General features: G+C 66.6%; 16 protein-coding genes. 12 read left to right on the forward strand and 4 right to left on the reverse strand.

Annotated features, from left to right (window positions below; genetic code table 11):
* Positions 1-81 precede the first annotated feature (81 nt).
* Together gspH and gspJ are read left to right on the forward strand one after the other, a co-directional pair.
* Positions 82-543: a type II secretion system minor pseudopilin GspH gene (gene gspH / locus BLV47_RS15900; RefSeq protein ID WP_092315121.1), complete on the forward strand. Its 462-nt coding sequence runs from the start codon at positions 82-84 to the stop codon at positions 541-543.
* Positions 540-1151, forward strand: a complete 612-nt coding sequence (gene gspJ, locus BLV47_RS15905; RefSeq protein WP_092315123.1) for a type II secretion system minor pseudopilin GspJ — start codon at positions 540-542, stop codon at positions 1149-1151. The genes gspH and gspJ overlap by 4 nt, the downstream gene beginning before the upstream one ends.
* 274 nt (positions 1152-1425) lie before the next feature.
* Here gspJ and BLV47_RS15910 read toward each other — a convergent pair whose 3' ends face one another.
* Genes BLV47_RS15910 through BLV47_RS15920 form a run of 3 tightly spaced genes read right to left on the reverse strand, consistent with a single transcriptional unit; the run spans position 1426 to position 3651 of the window.
* Positions 1426-2376, reverse strand: coding sequence for a FecR family protein (locus tag BLV47_RS15910; RefSeq protein ID WP_092315125.1), 951 nt, complete (start codon positions 2374-2376; stop codon positions 1426-1428).
* A gap of 37 nt (positions 2377-2413) precedes the next feature.
* Positions 2414-2959, reverse strand: a complete 546-nt coding sequence (locus BLV47_RS15915) for an RNA polymerase sigma factor (RefSeq protein WP_092315127.1) — start codon at positions 2957-2959, stop codon at positions 2414-2416.
* Complete coding sequence (locus BLV47_RS15920; RefSeq protein WP_244168887.1) at positions 2956-3651, reverse strand: STN domain-containing protein; 696 nt, start codon at positions 3649-3651, stop codon at positions 2956-2958. The genes BLV47_RS15915 and BLV47_RS15920 overlap by 4 nt, the downstream gene beginning before the upstream one ends.
* Positions 3652-3856: 205 nt before the next feature.
* Between BLV47_RS15920 and BLV47_RS15925 the strand changes: the two genes are divergently transcribed.
* From BLV47_RS15925 to BLV47_RS15935, 3 genes are all read left to right on the forward strand, one after another.
* On the forward strand, positions 3857-4171 hold the full coding sequence (locus BLV47_RS15925) for a hypothetical protein (RefSeq protein WP_092315131.1): 315 nt from the start codon (positions 3857-3859) through the stop codon (positions 4169-4171).
* A gap of 282 nt (positions 4172-4453) precedes the next feature.
* Complete coding sequence (locus BLV47_RS15930) at positions 4454-5818, forward strand: ArnT family glycosyltransferase (RefSeq protein ID WP_092315132.1); 1365 nt, start codon at positions 4454-4456, stop codon at positions 5816-5818.
* A 406-nt stretch (positions 5819-6224) separates the two neighbouring features.
* On the forward strand, positions 6225-6947 hold the full coding sequence (locus tag BLV47_RS15935) for an META and DUF4377 domain-containing protein (RefSeq protein WP_244168888.1): 723 nt from the start codon (positions 6225-6227) through the stop codon (positions 6945-6947).
* A 96-nt stretch (positions 6948-7043) separates the two neighbouring features.
* Here BLV47_RS15935 and BLV47_RS15940 read toward each other — a convergent pair whose 3' ends face one another.
* Positions 7044-11903 carry an NAD-glutamate dehydrogenase gene (locus tag BLV47_RS15940; protein ID WP_092315136.1) on the reverse strand — a complete coding sequence of 1620 codons (4860 nt, stop codon included), beginning with the start codon at positions 11901-11903 and terminating at the stop codon, positions 7044-7046.
* A 554-nt stretch (positions 11904-12457) separates the two neighbouring features.
* Between BLV47_RS15940 and BLV47_RS15945 the strand changes: the two genes are divergently transcribed.
* From BLV47_RS15945 to BLV47_RS15975, 7 genes are all read left to right on the forward strand, one after another.
* Positions 12458-12814 (forward strand): hypothetical protein, encoded by a 357-nt coding sequence (locus BLV47_RS15945; protein ID WP_092315138.1) that lies wholly within the window; start codon positions 12458-12460, stop codon positions 12812-12814.
* 696 nt (positions 12815-13510) lie between these two features.
* Positions 13511-14470, forward strand: coding sequence for an AAA family ATPase (locus BLV47_RS15950; RefSeq protein WP_060839545.1), 960 nt, complete (start codon positions 13511-13513; stop codon positions 14468-14470).
* Between the two features lie 5 nt (positions 14471-14475).
* Complete coding sequence (locus BLV47_RS15955; RefSeq protein WP_092315140.1) at positions 14476-15417, forward strand: DUF58 domain-containing protein; 942 nt, start codon at positions 14476-14478, stop codon at positions 15415-15417.
* Complete coding sequence (locus BLV47_RS15960) at positions 15414-15908, forward strand: DUF4381 domain-containing protein (RefSeq protein ID WP_092315142.1); 495 nt, start codon at positions 15414-15416, stop codon at positions 15906-15908. Before BLV47_RS15955 ends, BLV47_RS15960 begins: the two co-directional genes overlap by 4 nt.
* The gene (locus tag BLV47_RS15965) at positions 15901-16977 is read left to right on the forward strand and encodes a vWA domain-containing protein (protein WP_092315144.1); all 1077 of its coding nucleotides are present in this window, start codon (positions 15901-15903) and stop codon (positions 16975-16977) included. Before BLV47_RS15960 ends, BLV47_RS15965 begins: the two co-directional genes overlap by 8 nt.
* Positions 16974-18713, forward strand: a complete 1740-nt coding sequence (locus tag BLV47_RS15970; RefSeq protein WP_092315146.1) for a vWA domain-containing protein — start codon at positions 16974-16976, stop codon at positions 18711-18713. The genes BLV47_RS15965 and BLV47_RS15970 overlap by 4 nt, the downstream gene beginning before the upstream one ends.
* Complete coding sequence (locus BLV47_RS15975) at positions 18710-20347, forward strand: BatD family protein (RefSeq protein WP_092315148.1); 1638 nt, start codon at positions 18710-18712, stop codon at positions 20345-20347. Before BLV47_RS15970 ends, BLV47_RS15975 begins: the two co-directional genes overlap by 4 nt.
* The last annotated feature ends 216 nt before the right edge of the window (positions 20348-20563 follow it).

A 20563-nucleotide genomic window follows, 5' to 3' on the forward strand; every position in this document is an offset into this window, starting at 1 on the left:
AGGTCAATTCTCACGGTTTTATTTCACCCAGCGATCATCGGCCCCAGGCCGGCTGATCCTGTCGCCAAGGAGTGCAATCCGATGCCGTCGGGCAAGCAACGGGGCTTCACCCTGATCGAACTGATGGTGGTCCTGGTGATCATCGGCATCGCCAGCGCGGCGGTGGGCCTGAGCCTCAAGCCCGACCCGCTGCAACTGTTGCGCAAGGACGCCGAACGCCTGGCGCAGCTGCTGCAGGTGGCCCAGGCCGAGGCCCGCGCCGACGGCCGGCCGATCACCTGGCAAGCCACCGCCAAGGGCTTTGCCTTCAGCCGCCGGGCGCCGTCCGGGAACGGCGTCGACGACCTGCGTGGCGATGCCCTGCTGCGCCCCCGCGCCTGGGAAACCCCGGGACTGCAAGTGCGCATCGAACCCGGGCAGCGGCTGATCCTCAACGCCGAGTGGATCACCCCGCCGCTGCGGCTGGTGCTCTCCGACGGCCGCCACAGCCTCGGTGTGGAGCGCAGCGCCGCCGGTCAGTTGCGAGTGGTGGAGCAACCATGAAGCCTGGGCAGAACGGCTTTACCCTGATCGAAGTGCTGGTGGCGGTGATGCTCATGGCCATCGTCAGCCTGATTGCCTGGCGCGGCCTGGACAGCGTCACCCGGGCCGATACCCACCTCAAGGCCAGTACCGAACAGACCGAGGAACTGCTGCGCAGCCTCAACCAGCTAGAGCGCGACGTCGCCCTGCGGGCGGCCGTGCAACTGCGCGAACCGATCCGCGCCGACAGCGAAGAGGCCGAGCCCGACAGCCCGGCGCCGCTGAGCGTGCGCAGCTCCGACAGCAAGGGTTTTCGCCTGGAGGTGATCCGCAGCGCCGCCAACCCCGGCGACGGCCTGCAACGGGTGCGCTGGTGGCTCAAGGGCGACACCCTGTACCGCGCCGTGGCCGAGGCCCGGGACCGCTACCCCCTGCCCGCGCCCCGGGACGGGGTGGCGGTGTTGCGGCGGGTCAGTGACCTGCAGGTGCGGGTCTGGGAGCGCGGCAAGGGCTGGCGCCAGCTCAGCGGCAATCGCCGGGACAACCCCGAGGGCCTGGAGATCCGCCTGACCCGGCAAACGCCCCAGGGTGAAGAACATTACCGCCAGGTACTGGGGCCACTGGAATAACCAGCCCCTCTCCGCGCTCCGTAGGAGCCGGCTCGCCGGCGAACCGCGCAGCGGCCAGACCCTAGAGATCGCATGGATTGAGGGTGAACGTGCTGGCCCCTTCGCTGGCAAGCCAGCTCCTACAGCGAACTCTTCGCGCCGTAGGAGCCGGCTCGCCGGCGAACCGCGCAGCGGCCAGACTCTAGAGATCGCATGGATTGAGGATGAACGTGCTGGGCCCTTCGCTGGCAAGCCAGCTCCTACAGCGAGCCGCGCAGCGGCCAGGCCGGCCGGGTCAGCTGAGCAGCACCACGCCGCCGGGCAGTTCGGTGCATTTGGCGCCGTAGGCGTCGCGGATCAGCAGGGCCACGCCCGCCAGCTGGTTGAGGGTGAAACGCGCCTGGACCTTGCGCCGGCCCAGTTCGGCGTTGAGCAGCACCAGCATTCCGGGGCGGTAGCGGTTGATCTCGCTGATCACCGTGTCGAGGCGGGCGTTGTCGAACACCAGCACCTGTTCGCGCCAGGCGATCACGTTCCGCGGGTCCACGGCGGTCGGCTCGCCCACCGTCGTGGCGTCGTAGGTCAGTTGCCGACCGCTGTCCAGGCGAATGCTGCGCCCGGCCACGGCCACCTGCAGGCTGCCTTCGATGCAGGTCACGCAGACTTGATGGTCGGTGTTGCGCAGGTTGAAGCGCGCCTGACGAGCACTGAGCCTGCCCTCACCGGCCTGGACCTGGAGCGGCTGCTGGCGCTGGCTGAAGACTTCCACCTCGCCCTCCAGCAGTTCGAAGGCCTGTTCCCCCGGGGCCGGATCCCGGCGGCTGATGCGGGTCTGGGTATTGAGTTCCAGGCTCAGGCCCTCGGCCAGATCGACCCGGCGCTGTTCGCCGACCGCAGTGGAAAAGTCTGCGGTCAACCCGGCAAAACCGCCCGGTACCGTGAACCGGACCATGAACAGCGCCGCCGAAGCGGCCAGCGCACCGCCGAGAAAGGCCCGCCGCCCGAAATGGCGCGGCCGCGACTGCAGCTCCAACTGCACCGCCGCCGGTTGCAGGCAGTGCCACAGGGCCTTGGTCTGCTCGAAGGCGGCGGCGTGCTGCGGGCTCTGCGCACACCACTGGCGCAAGGCTCGGGCGTCGGCGGCGGTGGCCCGGCCCGACGTCAGCAGGACCAGCCAGTCCCGGGCTTCGCTCAGCAGTTGCGGATCCGCCGAGGCCTGGGATGGGGAGAGGCTAAAAATATTCAAGCGCGCAGGTACTCACGGATTGATCAGGGACTCTTGTCTAGGACGGTTTTCCAGCCCCGGGACCGAACCGCTGAATGACTTTTCTTTCAAGGCGCAGGGCGCAATGTCCCAGGGCGGCCTTGAGTTCCTTCTCCACCATCCGTGTGGAAATGCCGAAGCGCTGGGAGATTTCCAGGTGCGGCGCCTCCTCCAGGCGCGCGGCGATAAAGATCTTGCGCCGCCGCGCCGGCAGCTCGTAGAGAGCCTTGAGCAGGGTCTGGATTTCTTTCTGCCCGCCCACCACCCGGGACGGGTCCTGGGCGTCATCGGCGATCTGCAGCAGTTCCTCGACTTCCTCGCCGGTGAGCAGGCGGGCGTCGGACTGGCGCCGATCGGCAGCGATGTTCAGGGCCATGCGGTACAGGTAGGCATTGGGCTGCTGCAGGTTCGGCGGCTCTTCCATGCGGTCGACCCGCAGGTAGGTTTCATGCAGGACGTCGTTGGCCAGATCCTCGGAACCCAGGCGCCTGCGCAAGCGCACCCGAAAGTCCTCGTAGGACGTCAGGAACAGCCTGACCATCGTACTGTGTCCGGTATTTTTCATACCCCGGAAGCTCCTTCCCATTCCTTGCAGTCCATGCGTTTCCCTGTTGTGTCCGGTATCAAGAGTAAGGTCAGCGGCTGACGCAGCGAGCTGGGCGCCGGGCGTTCGACCCGGGTTGCCGCCAGGCGCTGCACCAGGGCTTCGTCCCGTTGCAGATCGCCGGTGGAGCTCACCAGGCGACTGTGCTGCACCGTGCCATCGGCGCCGATCCACAGTTGCAGCAAGGCGCGGAACGCCCCCGGCCGGGTCAGGCGCGATGCACACAGGCTGCGCTCCACCGCTTGCTGCACGGCGCTGGCGTAGCTGCTGTTGAGCCGCGTCGCGCGAGCGCTGCTGACGCCCTGGGGCACCACAGGCACCGAGGCCTGCGGCACCTGCAGGGTGAATGCGTCGCTGCGGGCATAACGCGCCACCAGGCCAGTGCCCGCCAACAGGCGACTCAAGCCCTCGCGTGCGCTGTAGTGGCCCTTGATCCCCACCGAACGCCGGCCCCGGGCCAGGTCCTGGTCCACCAGCACTGCCATCCCGGTCAAGCGGCTGAAGCGCTCCAGGGCCTGGGCCAGCTCCTGGGCCGGAATCTCCAGCTCCAGCACGGCCTGGGAATCCACCCGGGGTGGCCCCTCGACCGCGGCTTGCACCCAGGCCAGGGGCAGTGGCGCCAGCAGCACAAGGCCCAGCACCCAGGTCGCCAAGCTCCCGTGCAATGAGGTCCATCGCCCGACCTGCGCGCTGCGTTGCTGCACGAGCGTCCAATCCCTGAAAAGCGTCATCCTGAGGCCAATTTATGAATCTGGTGTTACGGCCACGGCAAAAAAACCATCACTGTCCGGATCCGGACTTTGCACTACACTCGGCCGCCATCGAGGCCCGATTCCACGGGCCAGCCAGGAGGCCACGATGAAACGTTCAAGCTGCTACACCGCTGTCCTGTTGCTGCTCAGCGCCCTGCCCTGGACGCTGCAGGCCGAGGAAGCCAGCGAGGGCTGTGTGGAAGTCAGCGTCGGCGGCTACAAGGCCCCCGACTACAACTGCCTGAGCCGCCAGCTGGGCAACAACCCGGACGCCGCCAAGGCCGCCCAGGCCAATCAGCAGGCCCAGCAGGATGCAGCGCACAAGCGCCCGCCGAACCAGCTGGGGTTGTCGACGCCGGCGGCCACCAGCGTGCGCATGGGCAACACCTTCGGCACCTCGGTCAAGCCGCAACGGCCCTGAGTGGCGCCCACGGGCCGCTGACCGCCACCGGCCCCGTTGCAGGGCCTGGCGGCGTGCCTGGGCAACCCCAAATGCAGCGGGCGAAGATCGCCCTGCGAGCCATGGCGCAGCGCGCCGCCAGCCCTTGATCGGCCACGCCACGTATACCGGTCGTTAACCTCGATCGCGCTAGATTGCCGCGCCTTGAAACCCGGCGCCGACAAGGGCCCGGAATACCGCGGGTGGGTGGCGTTCGACGACCGGCCACCGTATCATCAGCGTTTTTTTTGCCTGACTGGAAGCATGGAAAGCTATAAGAAACTGATCCTGCAACGACCCTGCCACAGCATCTTCCTGATCGCCCTCGCGCTATTCATGGGGTTGCAGTACAAACCAGCGGTCCTCAACTACACCACGCGCTTCGTCGACTTTGCCAACTACATGCTGCAGCACGGCATGACGCTGTTCCCCATCGCCGACGATCTGCAGCCCTATCCCGACTACACCATCGTCAACACGGTGCTGGTCTATCTGGCCTCGCTGCCGTTCGGCCAGCTGTCGGTGTTGTCGATGGGCCTGCCCTTCTGCATCGCCGCCTCGTTGATGCTGGTGTTCATCTACAAGCTGGGAGCCCTGCACGAACAGAAATGGGGCGTCTGCGGCGTGCTCTTTGCGTTGTTCACCTGGGCCTTCCTCGACAGCGTCAACTCCCTGGCCCTGGACATCTACCCCGCGCTGATCACCGCTGGCTGCTTCTACCTGGCCTACTCCGCCGATCTCAAGCAGCAGCGGGGACGCCTGGCGCTGGTGTTCCTCGGCCTGATCCTGGGCTTTTCCCTGCGCGGCCCGATCGGCATGATCGGCCCGGCGCTGGTGGTCGGCACCTATTACCTGCTGAGCCGGCAGTGGCGGACCCTGGTGATCTTCTCGCTGGTCAGCGGCCTGCTGTTCGCCGCCGGGGTCGCGCTGCTGACCTGGGCCGCCTACATCCAGGGCGGCGACGCCTTCATGCAGGAAGTACTGGAGATGCAGGGCCTGGGCCGGATCGCCAGCGATCACTCGCCGCGCTACTACTTCTACTTCAGCATCGGGCTGCTCACCTACAGCTTCACGGCCTTCTATGCCCTGACCGTCATGGCCAGGAGCACTCGCCAGTGGCTCGGCGCCCCGCCGCTGTCGGCGCCGCGCCTGCTGCTGCACCTGGGGGCCTGGTTCGTGGTGCTGATCCTGTTCTTCACCATTCCCAACTCGAAGAAGGCCCGCTACGTGCTGTCCATCACCCCGGCCATTTCCCTGCTGGCGGCCTACATCTTCATCGACCCCAACGGCCTGTTCAGCGCCACCCGCAGGCGCCTGCTGCGCCTGTGCCTGAACCTGCCGACCATCGGCGCGCTCCTGGCGCTGCTGGTGCTGGGCTACAACGGCTTTGCCGCGCGGCCCTTGCAGCCGAACTTCGTCGGGGTGTTCGCAAGCTTTGCCCTGCTCAGCGGCGTGCGCTACTGGATCACCCGGCAATACGCCGCACACCGGCATTACGAGGTCATCGTCCTGGCATTCGGCGTGGCGGCGTTTCTCCTGCTCGATGGGTTCTTCTTCAACGCCATCACCTATCACCTGGAACTGGCCAACGAACCCGACCCCAAGTTCCTGCCTTACTGGTTCTGGTAAGGCGGGCGTCCTCCCCCGAGTCAGCGCCGCACCCTGGGTGCGGCCACATCCAGGCCCGCCCAGCCCGGCCGGCGGCGGGCAACCCGCTGATCGGCATCGCGCAAGATTTTGTAACACTCCCGCGTACCCCCGAGCATGCAACGGAACTGGCACAGTGCTGTCACATCGCAATCGGTAACGGCACAGCTCGTCCGGCGGTCGGCGGCCCAGGTGGCAGCGCCGCGCAACGCACGAGTGCTTGACTGCCACAGGTTACCGGCCTTGGCCTGCTGCCCCCGCGGCAGGCCGTATTCCCTCAAGGCTGAAAGAGCGAACCATGAAGCAAAATATCCTCCTCGTATCCGTCTGTGCCGCCCTGCTCCAGGCCTGCGCCCCGGTTTCCACTACCCCTGAAGGATCCTCTTCCATGCCCGCCAGCACCGCCTCCGTCAGCGCGCAGCCGGCGCTGTCCGCCTACTACTGGCAGCTGGTTGCGGCCAGCGACGCGGCGGGCAAGCCCATCGCCACCCTGGACAAGGGCATCGAGCGCCAGCTGCGCCTGACCTTCACCGGGCACAACCTCAACATCAGCGGCGGCTGCAATCGCCAGTTCGGCGGCTTCCAGCATGAAAATGGCCTGCTCAAGGTGCAGCCACTGGCCTCGACCCTGATGGCCTGCGAGCCAAGCCTGATGGCCCTGGATGGGGAGATCGGCCGCCTGTTCAAAGGCGAGCTGCGCACCCGCTTCGACGGCGATGAGTCGACGCCGACCCTGCAGCTGACCACCCAGAACGGCACGCAGCTCAAGTTCCAGGGCCAGCCGACCCCGGAAACCCGCTACGGCAGCCAAGGCCAGACGCGCTTCCTGGAAGTGGCGGCCAAGACCGTCAAGTGCAGCCACCCGCTGATCCCCAACTTCCAGTGCCTGCAAGTGCGTGAGCGGCGCTACGACGCCTCCGGCCTGCAACTGCCGACCCAGGACAGCTGGCATCCGCTGTACCAGTCCATCGAGGGTTATGAGCACCAGGACGGCGTGCGCAACGTGCTGCGGGTCAAGCAGTACGAATGGAAGAATGCCCCCGCCGACGCCCCGTCCACGGTCTACGTGCTGGACATGGTGGTCGAGCAGGACGCCTCGGCGGCCCACTAAGACGCGCCAGCCGCCCGCCGGCACCTACCGGCGGACCATAAAAAAGCCCCGTATCTTGCGATACGGGGCTTTTTTGCTCTGGGCGGGGTCAGGCCGTTACAGCACCGACTGACCGCTCATCGCCAGGTCCAGCAGTTCACGGTTGGCCACCGCATACATGGCGTAGTCAGTGCCGCTGGCGGCACGGATTTCCACCATCATTGCGCGCCAGCGATCGGCCATGCTCGCGTTCTGCTCCAGCCACAGGGCCACGCGGGCTTCCATGTCCGCTGGCGCGTCGGCCAGTTGCAGAACCTTGATGGTGATCGCCCGCTGCTGCCAGTCCACGTCGTCGCGGAAGGCTTCGCGCGCCGCCGCCTGCCAGTTGTTGGCCACCGGCAGGTCGCTGATCTGCTGCAGGTACCACGGCAGGTCCAGGGCGCTGCCCACGGCGAAGTAGGCCTTGGCCACTTCGGCGGCATCGTGACCGGTGACATCCGCGGCCTCGATGATCGGCAGCAGGGTGTACAGGTGGGTAGTCCCTGCAACCATGCGCGCCAGCAGCTCCGGTACGCCGGCCTCGACGTAGGCGGTGTAGCGGGCCTGCCAGCCTTCGCGGGTCGGACCTTCCAGCAGCTCGTCGAGCTTCAGGCCCAGGGCCGCGAGGTGCGGACCGAAGTGGGCGACGTCCCGCGCGGCATCCTGCTCGTTGCGCCGGCTGCGCAGGAACCAGCGGGTAGCCCGACGACCAAGACGCATCAGCTCGTCCATCAGCTCCAGTTGCACCTGGGCCGGAACCTGGTGATCCAGGGCCTCGATCTGACGGAACCAGTGCGGCAGGTGGAAGATGTCCCGCACGATCACGTAGGCACCGGCGACATTCGCCGGGCTCATGCCGGTGGACTCCTTCAGGCGCTGCACGAAGGTGATGCCCATGTGGTTGACCAGGTCGTTGGCGATCTGGGTGCTGACGATCTCGCGCTTCAGGCGGTGACGACGCATGGCCTCGGAGAACTTGGCCACCAGGCTCGGCGGGAACGCGGTCTCCATGTCACGGGTCAGGTAGTCGTCATCCGGCACCAGAGACTTGAGCAGGGCTTCCTTGAGGTCGATCTTGCTGTAGGAAATCAGCACCGACAGCTCGGGACGGGTCAGGCCCTTGCCGGTCGCGGCGCGCTCGTTGAGCTGCTCCTCGGTCGGCAGGTACTCGATGGCGCGGTCCAGCTTGCCGCGGCCTTCCAGGTCGCTCATCAGGCGCTTGTACTCAGCAGCACGCTCGTAGGCACGGCGCGCGGCCAGGGACAGGGCCTGGGTCTGCTTGTAGTTGTTGCCCAACACCAGGCCACCGACTTCGTCGGTCATGCTCGCCAGCAGCTGGTTGCGCTGCTTGTCGGTCATGTCGCCGGCCTGCACCACTTCGTTGAGCAGGATCTTGATGTTCACTTCGTGGTCGGAGCAGTCCACGCCACCGGCGTTGTCGATGAAGTCGGTGTTGGAACCGCCGCCATTGAGGCCGAACTCCACACGACCCAATTGGGTCATGCCCAGGTTGCCGCCCTCGCCCACCACCTTGCAGCGCAGCTCGTTGCCGTTGACGCGCAGGGCGTCGTTGGCCTTGTCGCCGACATCGGCGTGGCTCTCGGTGCTGGCCTTGACGTAGGTGCCGATACCGCCGTTCCACAGCAAGTCCACCGGCGCCTTGAGCAAGGCGTTGAGCAGCTCGGTCGGGGTCAGCTTGTCGGCCTGGATGTCGAAGCGCTCTTTCATCTGCGGCGAGATGGCAATGCTCTTCGCGCTACGGGAGAAGATCCCGCCGCCCTCGGACATTATGCTGGTGTCGTAGTCGCTCCAGGCCGAACGCGGCAGCTCGAACATGCGCTTGCGCTCGACGAAGCTGGTGGCCGGATCCGGGTTCGGGTCGATGAAGATGTGCAGGTGGTTGAACGCCGCCACCAGTTGCAGCTTGTCGGACATCAACAGGCCGTTGCCGAACACGTCGCCGGCCATGTCGCCAATACCGACCACGGTGATCGGGTCTTCCTGGACATTGATCCCGCGCTCGCGGAAGTGGCGCTGCACGCCGACCCACGCGCCCTTGGCGGTGATGCCCATCTTCTTGTGGTCGTAACCGGCGGAACCGCCGGAGGCGAAGGCGTCGCCCAGCCAGAAGCCGTAATCGATGGCGATGCCGTTGGCGATGTCGGAGAAGGTCGCGGTGCCCTTGTCCGCCGCCACCACCAGGTACGGGTCATCGTGGTCGTGACGCACCACGTTGGCCGGCGGCACCAGGACGCCGTCTTTCAGGTTGTCGGTGATGTCCAGCAGGCCGGAAATGAAGATGCGGTAGCAGGCGATGCCCTCGGCCGCGATCTCGTCCCGGCTGCCGCCCAGCGGCAGGCGACGGGGCAGGAAGCCGCCCTTGGCGCCCACCGGCACGATCACCGAGTTCTTCACTTGCTGGGCTTTTACCAGGCCCAGGACTTCGGTACGGAAGTCTTCCTCGCGGTCGGACCAGCGCAGGCCACCGCGGGCCACGTTGCCAAAGCGCAGGTGCACGCCTTCGACCCGTGGCGAGTAGACGAAGATCTCGAACTTGGGCACCGGCTTGGGCAGCTCGGGGATCAGGTGCGGGTTGAACTTGAAGCTGAAGTAGGACTTGTTCTGGCCGTTGGCGTCGGTCTGGTAGAAGTTGGTCCGCAGGGTGGCCTTGATCAGGTCCAGGTAGCGCCGCAGGATGCGGTCTTCGTTGAGCACCTGAACCTCGTCCAGGGCAGCGAGGATCGCATGCTCCAGACGCTGCTGCTTGTCTTCCAGGTCTTCGCTGGTGAGCTTGCGCGCCAGGTAGAAGCGGGTCTTGAACAACCGGGTCAGCTCGCGGGCGATGTCGGTGTGGTTGTTCAGGGTGCTGGCGATGTAACCCAGGTCGAAGCCCAGGCGGATCTGCTTCAGGTAGCGGGCATAGGCGCGCAGCAGCGCCACGTCGCGCCATGGCAGGCCGGCGGTCAGCACCAGGCGGTTGAACGCATCGTTCTCGGCGTCGCCGCGGACGATATGGACGAAAGCGTCCTGCAGGGTGTCGTTGAGCTGCTGGATATCCAGGTCCAGGCCTTCGGCAGCGGTGAAGGCGAAGTCGTGGATCCAGAACTCGCGACCGTTGTTGTGGCGCAGGCGATACGGGAACTCACCCAGCACCCGCAGGCCGAGGTTTTCCAGGATCGGCAGCACGTCGGACAGCGCCAGCGGGGTGTCGGCGTGGTACAGCTTGCAGTGCAGCTCGCGCTGGCCGGACACCTGGCCCAGGGGCTGGTAGAAGCTCATCACCAGTGGATTGGCTTCCGACAGGCTCAGCAGATGCTGCATGTCCACCACCGCCGAATGGGCGGCGAAGCGCTCGCGGTAGCCGGCCGGGAAGCCTTTCGGGAAGTCCGCCAGGACATTGGTGCCGTGGGCTTCGCCGAAGCTTTCCACGACCAGGCTGGCGTAGTCGTCCTGCCAGCTGCGGCAGGCCTGCACCACTTCCTTTTCCAGCAGCAGCGGGTCGATGTCGATGCGCTGTTTCGGGTCCACTCGCAGGATCAGCTGCACGCGGGCCAGCACCGACTCGGAGAAGAAGGTCCAGAATTCGCAGTCGGTGGCTTGCAGGCGATCCATCAGCACTTGCTGGATCTTCTGCCGCACTTCGGTGGAATAGATGTCGCGCGGCACGTAGGCCAGGCAGTAGCAGAAGCGGCCATACGGATCCTTGCGCAGGAACACGCGGATCTTGTTGCGTTCCTGGATCTGCACGATCGACATCACGGTGCTGAACAGCTCGTCCACCGGGGTCTGGAACAGATCGTCCCGTGGCAGCACTTCCAGGACCTGGGCCAGTTCCTTGCCCAGGTGCGCCTTGGCCTGGAAGCCCGAGCGCTGCTCGATGACTTCCACCTTGCGGCGGATGTAAGGAATCACCCGCACGCTTTCGCCGTACACCGAGGAGGTGTAGAGGCCCATGAAGCGGCATTCCTTGATCACCTTGCCATCGGCATCGATCTGGCGGATCGAAACGAAATCCGGGTAGGCCGGACGGTGCACGCGGCTGGGGTGCGCAGCCTTGGCGAACGACAGCGGCGTCGGTTCGCGCAGGTAGTTGACGGCGTAGTCTTCGATACGCAGGTCTTCGCTGGTCAGGCCGGCGCGCAGCAGCTTGGCCAGGCCGAGGAAGGAGCTCGGGTCATAGTCGATATGCCCGCCGTCCTGGTCGGTGCCGACCACGAATTCTTCATAGCCGAGGAAGGTGAAGTGGTTGCCCACCAGCCATTCCAGGAAGCTCTTGATCTCGCTCTTTTCATCGGCAGCGATGGCGAACTGGCTGTTGTCGATGCTTTCGATCAGTTCCTGGACCTTGGCCTTCATCGGCTCGAAGTCGGCCACGGCCACGCGCACTTCGCCCAGTACCTGCTCCAGTTCCTTGCCCAGCACGCTGAGCTCGGCGGCATTGGCGCTGCGGTCGATCTCCAGGTACATCAGCGACTCTTGCAGCACGCCTTCGCCCTGGGTGCCCTTGGGCAGGACTTCCAGCAGTTCGCCCTTGCTGCCGCGGCGCACGCTGAGCACGGTGGTCTGCAGGGTGTGGATGCTGTAGCCGCGACGGTTGAGCTCGGTGCGTACCGAGTCCACCAGGAACGGCAGGTCGTGATGCAGCACTTCCACCGCGGTGTGGGTCGACTGCCAGCCGTGACGTTCATAGTCGGGGTTGTAGACGCGCACTTGCGGTTGCGCGTGGTCGAAGCGCTCAAGCAGGCGCCATGCGGAAAGGGTGCAGCCCGCCAGGTCGGACATGCGACGCTGGGTGAGTTCGTCCAGGGAAATGATGCCGAAGAATTGTTCAGCGAACAGCGCCACTTGTGGCAGTGCCTGTTCACTGATGTGCTGCGCCAGTGCCGCTTGCAGTTGGTGCTGGAAGTCGGCTTTGCTGGCTGCGGTGAAGAACGCCATCTGTGGTACTCCGCTTGGGCTTGTTATTGATGGTAGCGTCGCGTGCAAACCCCTTGCGGGGCGTTGGTGCATCCTGCTCCTGGTCTCGGGCAGAGGTCGCAGGATGCCAGGTGGATGAAGCTGGACGAGGCGTACAGGTCACATTCACCTTCCCGGGATGGGCATCTGCAAAAACGACTGGCGCCGACATTCCGCGCAATGCCTTTACAGGTGACCATCGAAAATCAGACGCAACCTATTGCACTCGAGAACAAATTGTCCGCTGCGCAGCTTAACGAGTGGAACGCGACAACTGCTTGCGATGCTGCGACATATTCGGTCAACGGCACGCAACCGGACGCTCATGCCCTGAACAACACTAGCAGGCAACGGGGAAAAACCAGGGGTTTTCCCCGGTTTCAGGGTACTTGCGTACCAAAAGCGCCTGCCGGACCTGATGCGTCCACGACCTGTTCTCAGACAGACAGGCCAGCAGAAATTCCCCCGGACTGGCAGAATTGTTTCCTTTTTTGCAGCGCCCGGCCGCCGCCGGCCCAAGACCCAGGAACGCCCCCATGCTGATGACCACCGCCCACCTGATCGCCAACCCCTGCGACGACGAAGAAGACAACATGGCCATGCTCTGCTGCCACAGCAACCAGGGCGAGATGTTCCTGATGAGCCGCTACCCGGATGAAGACGAGCTGGAAATCACCCTCGACGGTGAACCCTCGACCCTCGATGGCGTGAAGGTCACCCTGAGCCCGACCACCCTGCTGATCGAAATCGCCGCCGCCGATGCCGACGCCCTCAATGGCGCCGACCACCTGGAAATCCGCCACAGCACCGCCGCCTCGGACCTGGCCGAAGTGGAGCTGACCCTGCAGAACATCCTCAAGGGCACCGGCACCTACATCAGCCAGTTGTCCTGAGCGACACCGCCCCTCCCGGTAGGAGCTGGCTTGCCAGCGAAAGCGTCTACGGCCCCACCGCAAACCTCACCGGCCTCTTCGCCGGCAAGCCGGCTCCTACCACAACCTCAATACCGCACACGGCCGTAGGAGCTGGCTTGCCAGCGAAGGCGTCTTCAGCCCCACCGCAAACCTCACCGACCCCTTCGCCGGCAAGCCGGCTCCTACCACAACCTCAATACCGCGCCCGCCCGTAGGAGCTGGCTTGCCAGCGAAGGCGTCTTCGGCTCCCCCGCAAACCTTGCCGCCCTCTTCGCCGGCAAGCCGGCTCCTACCACAACCTCTATACCGCACCCGCCCGTAGGAGCTGGCTTGCCAGCGAAAACGTCTTCGGCCCCACCGCAAACCTCACCGCCCCCTTCGCCGGCAAGCCGGCTCCTACCACAACCTCAATACCGCCCCCGCCCGTAGGAGCTGGCTTGCCAGCGAAGGCGTCTTCGGCTCCAACGCAAGCCTTGCCGGCCTCTTCGCCGGCAAGCCGGCTCCTACCAGGGGGAGGTGGCGCGTGGGGCTGGATAAAACACGGATTTTTTCGACTAATTCGCTAAATCAGCCGTTCCCCGTTAGTCGCCGCACCCCGCTATGGATTAAAGTATCGCCCCCAGCCCCAACGTTATTTCAACGCCCGGGGTGCACCCTCTCCAGGAACAGTCACCGATGGAACATCGTGAAGCGCTTTTGGCGCTGCGAACCTTTCTTTCAACGCAGATTCTCGGCCAGGAAAAACTCATCGAGCGCTTGCTCATCGCCCTGCTCGCCGACGGCCACATGCTGGTCGAGGGCGCTCCGGGGCTGGCCAAGACCAAGGCCATCAAAGAGTTGGCCGAAGGCATTGAAGCGCAATTCCATCGGATTCAGTTCACCCCCGACCTGCTGCCCGCGGACATCACCGGCACCGAAATCTATCGCCCGGAAACCGGCAGCTTCGTGTTCCAGCAAGGGCCGATCTTCCACAACCTGGTGCTGGCCGACGAAATCAACCGCGCCCCGGCCAAGGTCCAGTCGGCGCTGCTGGAGGCCATGGCCGAGCGTCAGGTCAGTGTCGGGCGCAGCACTTATGAACTGTCGCCGCTGTTCCTGGTGATGGCGACCCAGAACCCCATCGAGCAGGAAGGCACCTACCCGCTGCCCGAAGCCCAGCTCGACCGCTTCCTGATGCACGTCAAGATCGGTTTCCCGGACGCCGCCGTCGAGCGGCGGATCCTCCAGCAGGCCCGTGGCGAAGCCTTGAACGGCGAAACCAAGCCCGAGCGCCGGGTCAGCCAGCAGGCGATCTTCGCCGCGCGCAAGGAAATCCTCGGCCTGTACATGGCCGACGCGGTGGAGGAATACCTGGTGCAACTGGTGATGGCCACCCGCACCCCGGCCAAGTTCGACCCGGAACTGGCCGAGTGGATCGCCTACGGCGCCAGCCCCCGCGGTTCCATCGCCCTGGACCGCTGCGCCCGGGCCCACGCCTGGCTCGCCGGGCGCGACTTCGTCAGCCCGGAAGACATCCAGGCCGTGCTGTTCGACGTGCTGCGCCACCGCATCATCCTGTCCTTCGAGGCTGAAGCGGCGGGCATCGACCAGGACCGTGTGGTACAGCGCATCCTCGACGTCGTTGCCGTCGCCTGATCTGCATGACTCACGCCAGCGCCGAACCCGGCATTCGCATCACCCTCGGTGAACTGATCGAGATGCGCCACCGCGTGCGCGAGGTGCAGCTGTTCTCCACCCCCAGCCAGCGCAGCCCGCTGATCGGCCTGCACCACTCCAAGCTGCGCGGACGCGGCGTGGATTTTGACCAGGTGCGGGTCTACCAGGCCGGCGACGACGTGCGCACCATCGACTGGCGGGTCACCGCGCGCACCCAGGAACCGCACACCAAGCTGTTCCACGAGGAGCGCGAACGGCCGATCTTCATCATGGTCGAGCAGAGCCGCCAACTGTTCTTCGGCTCCGGGCTGATGTTCAAGTCGGTGCTCGCCGCCCAGGCCGCGAGCCTGATCGGCTGGGCCGCCCTGGGCCATAACGACCGGGTCGGCGGGCTGGTCTACGGCGACGACGAGCACTACGAGATCAAGCCCCGGCGCAGCAAGCAGAGCCTGTTGCAACTGCTCAACCGCCTGGTGCGGGTCAACCAGTCGCTGCACAGCGACGCCCAGCCCCAGCGCGATGCCCTGGGCACCGCGCTGCTGCGCGGGCGCGAGGTGCTGCGGCCGGGGAGCCTGGTGATCGTGATCTGCGACGAACGCGCCCTGAGCGACGCCGCCGAGCAACAGTTGAGCCTGCTGTCGCGCCATTGCGACCTGCTGCTGATGCCGCTGTCCGATCCTCTGGACCACGCCCTGCCCGCCGCCGGCCTGCTGCGCTTTGCCGAACGCGGCGCGCAGCTGGAACTGGACACCCTGAACTACGAGCTGCGCCAGGCCTACCGGGCCCAGAGCGAGGCGCGCATCGCCCGCTGGGAACGCCTGGCGCAAAAGCTGCGGGTGCTACTGATGCCCCTGAGCACCCAGAGCGAAATGGTCGAGCAGCTGCGCGAGTACCTCAATCCGCAGCGCCCGGGAGCCGGCCGATGAGCAGCCTGGAACAACTGCAACCGCTACTGCCGCCGCCCGATATCGGCCTGTGGCCACCGGCCCCGGGCTGGTGGGGGCTGGCCGTGGTCCTGCCGCTGCTGGGCCTGGCCCTGTGGCGCTGGCGTCACCTGTGGCCGCGCAAGACCACCCGCCCGCGCAGCGAACAGCCCCTGGACCCGGTGCGCCTGGCCGCCCTGGCGGAACTGGCGCTGTTGCCCAAGCCCTATGACGGCGCCCCGGCCGGCGCCTGGCTGCAGGCCCTCAACGCCCTGCTCAAGCGCCTGTGCCGCAACCACTACCCCTACAGCCAGAGCCACACCCTCAACGGCCGCAAGTGGCTGGCGTTTCTCGACAACCGCTGCCCGGCCGCCGGCCTGACCCGCTGGATGGTGCTGGTGGAAGGGGCCTACAAACCCGAGTGCAAGCTCGACGACAAAGCCATCGCCGGCCTGACCCAGGCGGTGGACACCTGGATTCGCAAGCATGTTTGAGTTCGCCTGGCCGTGGATCTTCGCCCTGTTGCCGCTGCCCTGGCTGCTGCGCCTGGTGCTGCCGGTGGCCGACAGCGGCGAACCGGCGCTGAAAGTGAGTTTTCTCAGCGAGCTGGAAGGCCTGTCCCGACGCCGGGCCCGGGCCCATCTGCCGGCCTGGCGCCAGCAGGCACGCTTCATCCTGCTCTGGATCTTGTTGCTGCTGGCCGCGGCCCGCCCGCAATGGCTGGGGGAACCGTTGCCGGTGGCCGCCAGCGGCCGCGACCTGCTGGTGGCGGTGGACGTATCCGGCTCCATGGACTTTCCCGACATGCAGTGGCAGGACGAAGACGTCAGCCGCCTGAGCCTGGTCAAGCACCTGCTGGGGGACTTTCTCGAACACCGCGAGGGCGACCGGGTCGGCCTGATCCTGTTCGGCAGCAAGGCCTATCTGCAGGCGCCCCTGACCTTCGACCGGCGCACGGTGCGGATCTGGCTCGACGAGGCGAAGATCGGCATCGCCGGCAAGAACACCGCCATCGGCGACGCCATCGGCCTGGCCCTCAAGCGCCTGCGCCAGCGTCCGGCGCAGAGCCGAGTGCTGATCCTGGTCACCGACGGCGCCAACAATGGCGGCGAGATCGCGCCCATTACCGCCGCCCGGCTGGCCGCCGCAGAAGGGGTGAAGATCTACCCTATCGGCATCGGCGCCGACCCGCAGGACAGCGCCACGCTCGGGGTATTGGGGCTCAACCCGAGCCTGGACCTGGACGAACCGGCGCTCAAGGAGTTGGCCGAGGTCACCGGCGGGCGCTACTTCCGCGCCCATGACGGCCAGGAGCTGCAGGCCATCAAGGAAACCCTCGACCAACTGGAACCCGTGGCCCAGCAACCGACCCAGGCCCGCCCGGCCCAGGCCCTGTACCACTGGCCCCTGGCCGTCGCCCTGCTGCTCAGCGTGCTGCTGGTGCTGCGCGAGCGCTGGTCGCACAACCCGCTGCAGCGTTTCTTCAGCGAGTCGAGCTTCCTGCTCCCTGCCCATGACTGGCGCCAGCGGCTCAAGCGCCTGCGCTTGCGGAGGCGTCGATGATCAGCCTCTGGCCCCATTGGTTCCGTCCGGAGTGGCTGCTGGTGCTGCCGCTGCTGGCGCTGTTGCTGTGGAAGCTCTGGCACCGGCAGAAGCGCGCCGGACGCTGGCAGATGATCCTGCCACCGGCCTTTCACGCCGCCCTGCTCAGTGGCGGCAACGGCCGCGAAAGCAAGCTGCCCTGGGTGGCCCTGGGCCTGGCCTGGCTGCTGGCGGTGCTGGCCCTGCTCGGCCCCAGCTGGCAGCGAGTGGAACAGACCAGCCAGAAACCCGCCGACCCGCTGGTGGTACTGCTGGAACTGACCCCGCAGATGCTCGCAAGCGACGTGCCGCCCAACCGCCTGGAGCAGGCCCGGCACAAGTTGCTGGACCTGTTGCAAGCGCGCAGCGACGCCCAGACCGCGATCGTGGTCTATGCCGGCAGCGCCCATACCCTGGTGCCGCTGTCCGATGACCTGGCCACCAGCCGCAATCTGCTGGACGCGCTGAAACCGTCGATCATGCCCCAGGCCGGCCAACGCGCCGACCTGGCCCTGCTCAAGGCCCTCAAGCTGCTGGACCAGGGCGCCCTGGGCCAGGGCCGGGTGCTGCTGATGGCCACCTCCCTCAGCGAACAGGAGCGCCAGGGCATCCGCCAGGCCCTTAGCGGTGACGCACCGCAGTTGCTGATGCTGGGCCTGGGCAGCCGCGACGGCGCCCCGGTGACCCAGGAAGACGGCAGCTACCTCAAGGACGATCTGGGGGCGATCCTGGTGTCGCGCCTGGACAGCCCGGACCTCAAGCAGTTCATCGGCGAGGTCGGCGGCCGCTACCGGCAGGCGCGCCTGGACGACAGCGACCTCAAGGGCCTGGGCCTGCTGGGCGGCCCCCAGGGATTGCGCAATGACGGCCAGACCCTGCGCCTGGACACCTGGGCCGACCAGGGCTACTGGCTGTTGCTGCCACTGCTGTTGCTGGCCGCCTGCGCCGGGCGCCGGGGCTGGCTGTTCTGCCTGCCGCTGCTGCTGTTGGCCGCGCCGCAGCCGAGCTACGCCCTGGACTGGCAAGACCTGTGGTTGCGCCCCGACCAGCAGGGTCAACGGCTGCTGGAGCAGCAGCGTCCGGCCGAGGCCGCGCGGCGCTTCCAGGACCCGCAATGGCAAGGCGTGGCCCTGTACGAATCCGGCAACTACACTGCCGCCGCCGAGCGCTTTGCCGAAGGCAACGACGCCCGCGCCCACTACAATCGCGGCAATGCCCTGGCCCGCAGCGGTGAACTGGAAGCGGCCATCGACGCCTACGAGCAAGCCCTGGAACGCCAGCCGGACCTGCAACCGGCCCTGGCCAACAAGGCCCTGGTGCAAAGCCTGTTGCAACAGCAGCAGGTGGCCCCACCGACAGCGCCGCAAAAGCCGCAGAACCCCGACAGTGACGACAGCAACAACGCCGGTCCCAGCGGCGCCGCGACCCAGCCGACCAGCGGCAGCGACCCCCCGGACAACAACGGGCAGACCGCGGCCGAAACCGGCGAGGCCACGCCGGTGCCGCCGAGCAACGGCAACAGCGAGGTGCCCGGCAGCGAACTGGACGACCAGCACACCACCACCCCGCTGCGCCCGGCCCAGGACAGCCTGGACGCCGAACACCAGCAGGCGCTGGAACAATGGCTGCGCAAGATCCCGGACGATCCGGGCGAACTGCTGAGGCGTAAATTCTGGTACGAACAGCAACAACATCAGGATCAGGGAAAAACTCGATGACCCGCTGCACCGCTGCCCTTCTGCTAGCCCTCGCGTTCTGGACGGCCCCGTCCCAGGCTGCCGGGCTGTCCGCCAGCCTGGACCGCAGCCAGGTGAACGCCGGGGAAACCGTCGAGCTGACCCTGGAGTCCAGCGACGTCACCCAGTTCGGCAAGCCCGATCTCACGCCCCTGGACAGTCAGTTCGAAGTACGCGGCACACGCCAGGTCAACCAGCTCAACAGCCTGGGCGACAACCACGCCAGCACCCGCTGGATCATCACCCTGCTGCCGCGCCAGCTCGGCACCCTGGAGATCGCCCCGCTGCAACTGGGCAATCTGCACAGCCAGGCCCTGAGCCTGCAAGTCAACGCCGGGGCGGCCCAGGATCAGGACACCCGGCTGGAGCCGGTGTTCATCAAGGCCGAACTCGACCAACCCAAGGTCTACGTCCAGGCCCAGGCCCTGCTGACCCTGCACATCTACCATTCGGTGCCGCTGTTCGACGACAGCAACCTCAGCCCCCTGCAACTCGACGACGCCCGGGTCGAGCAACTGGGCGAGCCGCGCACCTACGAAAAACTCATCAATGGCGTGCGTCACGGGGTGATCGAGATGCGCTACGCCCTGTACCCCCAGCGCAGCGGTCCGTTGCAGATCCCGGCCCTGACCTTCAGCGCCACCCTGGCCAACCCGGGCAACGACCAGGAACCCGCGCCCCAGGCGCCCAAGCCCGGCAAGCTGATCCATGTCAGCTCCGAGCCCATGAGCCTGGAGGTGCTGGGCAAGCCCGCCGGCTATCCCGACGATGTCCCCTGGCTGCCGGCGCGCCGCCTGGAGCTGACTGAAAGCTGGAACCCGGAGCCCGATCATCCGCAGGTCGGCGACTCCCTGACCCGCAGCCTGACCCTGCGCGCCGAAGGCCTGTCCAGCACCCAACTGCCGCCCCTGCCCCAGCCCGAGGTCAACGGCCTGCGCAGTTACCCCGACCAGCCGCAGCTGAGCAACCAGCACGTCGAGCAGGGCCTGCTGGGCATTCGCGAAGAGCGCCAGGCGCTGGTGCCGACCCGCACCGGCGAAGTCAATCTACCGGGCCTGGAAGTGACCTGGTGGAACACCCAGCAAGAGCGCCTGGAACTCACCCGCCTGCCGGCCCGCAGCCTGCAGGTAGCGAACAACCCGAGCCTGGTGGTGGATACCCCGACCGGCACGCCCCAGGCCGACAGCGACGAGGGGCCGCTCTGGCCCTGGCAACTGAGCACCCTGCTGCTGGCCTGCACCACCCTCCTGGGCTTCGGCCTGTGGTGGCGGGCCCGCTCGCAGCCGGCGGTGCTGCGCGCCACCCAGACCGGCCCAAGCCCGCGCTCGCTGCTGGACGACCTCAAGCGCGCCTGCCAGGCCAACGACCCGCAAGCCACCCGCCAGGCCCTGGATGCCTGGGCGCGCCAGCAACCGGAAACCCTGGCCGACATGGCCGCGCGCTTCATCCCGCTGTCCGATGCCCTGGACGGACTCAACGGCGCCCTCTACAGCGAAACCGGCCAGTATTGGCAAGGTGAGGAACTGTGGCGGGCGATCCGCGCCATCCCCATCAACGAGCGAGTCCAGGACCCGCTGGCGGACACCACCAGCCTGCCGCCGCTCTACCCCAAATAACAGCAGCCGCGCAGCCCACTCCCGAGTAGGAGCCGGCTTGCCGGCGAAGAGGCCCGTGAGTCATGCAGCGCCTGAGCGGGCCCTTTCGCTGGCAAGCCAGCTCCTACAGCCACCTTCCTGGAGCCAAGCCGCTGGGCCAATCGCGCCTGCATTTGCCGCAGCGTCGGGCATAAACATGCGTTTGCCTTTAAACTCTCGACCCTTTCGCCGCGGTCA

This window comes from Pseudomonas saponiphila (genome assembly GCF_900105185.1).
Taxonomy (GTDB): domain Bacteria; phylum Pseudomonadota; class Gammaproteobacteria; order Pseudomonadales; family Pseudomonadaceae; genus Aquipseudomonas; species Aquipseudomonas saponiphila.

What these genes read in the sequence shown, in the direction of transcription:
- gspH (WP_092315121.1), top strand. Translation starts at nt 82, where the DNA reads ATGCCGTCGGGCAAGCAACGGGGCTTCACCCTGATCGAACTGATGGTG.
- gspJ (WP_092315123.1), top strand. Translation starts at nt 540, where the DNA reads ATGAAGCCTGGGCAGAACGGCTTTACCCTGATCGAAGTGCTGGTGGCG.
- BLV47_RS15915 (WP_092315127.1), bottom strand. Translation starts at nt 2,959, where the DNA reads ATGAAAAATACCGGACACAGTACGATGGTCAGGCTGTTCCTGACGTCC.
- BLV47_RS15925 (WP_092315131.1), top strand. Translation starts at nt 3,857, where the DNA reads ATGAAACGTTCAAGCTGCTACACCGCTGTCCTGTTGCTGCTCAGCGCC.
- BLV47_RS15930 (WP_092315132.1), top strand. Translation starts at nt 4,454, where the DNA reads ATGGAAAGCTATAAGAAACTGATCCTGCAACGACCCTGCCACAGCATC.
- BLV47_RS15935 (WP_244168888.1), top strand. Translation starts at nt 6,225, where the DNA reads ATGCCCGCCAGCACCGCCTCCGTCAGCGCGCAGCCGGCGCTGTCCGCC.
- BLV47_RS15940 (WP_092315136.1), bottom strand. Translation starts at nt 11,903, where the DNA reads ATGGCGTTCTTCACCGCAGCCAGCAAAGCCGACTTCCAGCACCAACTG.
- BLV47_RS15945 (WP_092315138.1), top strand. Translation starts at nt 12,458, where the DNA reads ATGCTGATGACCACCGCCCACCTGATCGCCAACCCCTGCGACGACGAA.
- BLV47_RS15950 (WP_060839545.1), top strand. Translation starts at nt 13,511, where the DNA reads ATGGAACATCGTGAAGCGCTTTTGGCGCTGCGAACCTTTCTTTCAACG.
- BLV47_RS15955 (WP_092315140.1), top strand. Translation starts at nt 14,476, where the DNA reads ATGACTCACGCCAGCGCCGAACCCGGCATTCGCATCACCCTCGGTGAA.
- BLV47_RS15960 (WP_092315142.1), top strand. Translation starts at nt 15,414, where the DNA reads ATGAGCAGCCTGGAACAACTGCAACCGCTACTGCCGCCGCCCGATATC.
- BLV47_RS15965 (WP_092315144.1), top strand. Translation starts at nt 15,901, where the DNA reads ATGTTTGAGTTCGCCTGGCCGTGGATCTTCGCCCTGTTGCCGCTGCCC.
- BLV47_RS15970 (WP_092315146.1), top strand. Translation starts at nt 16,974, where the DNA reads ATGATCAGCCTCTGGCCCCATTGGTTCCGTCCGGAGTGGCTGCTGGTG.
- BLV47_RS15975 (WP_092315148.1), top strand. Translation starts at nt 18,710, where the DNA reads ATGACCCGCTGCACCGCTGCCCTTCTGCTAGCCCTCGCGTTCTGGACG.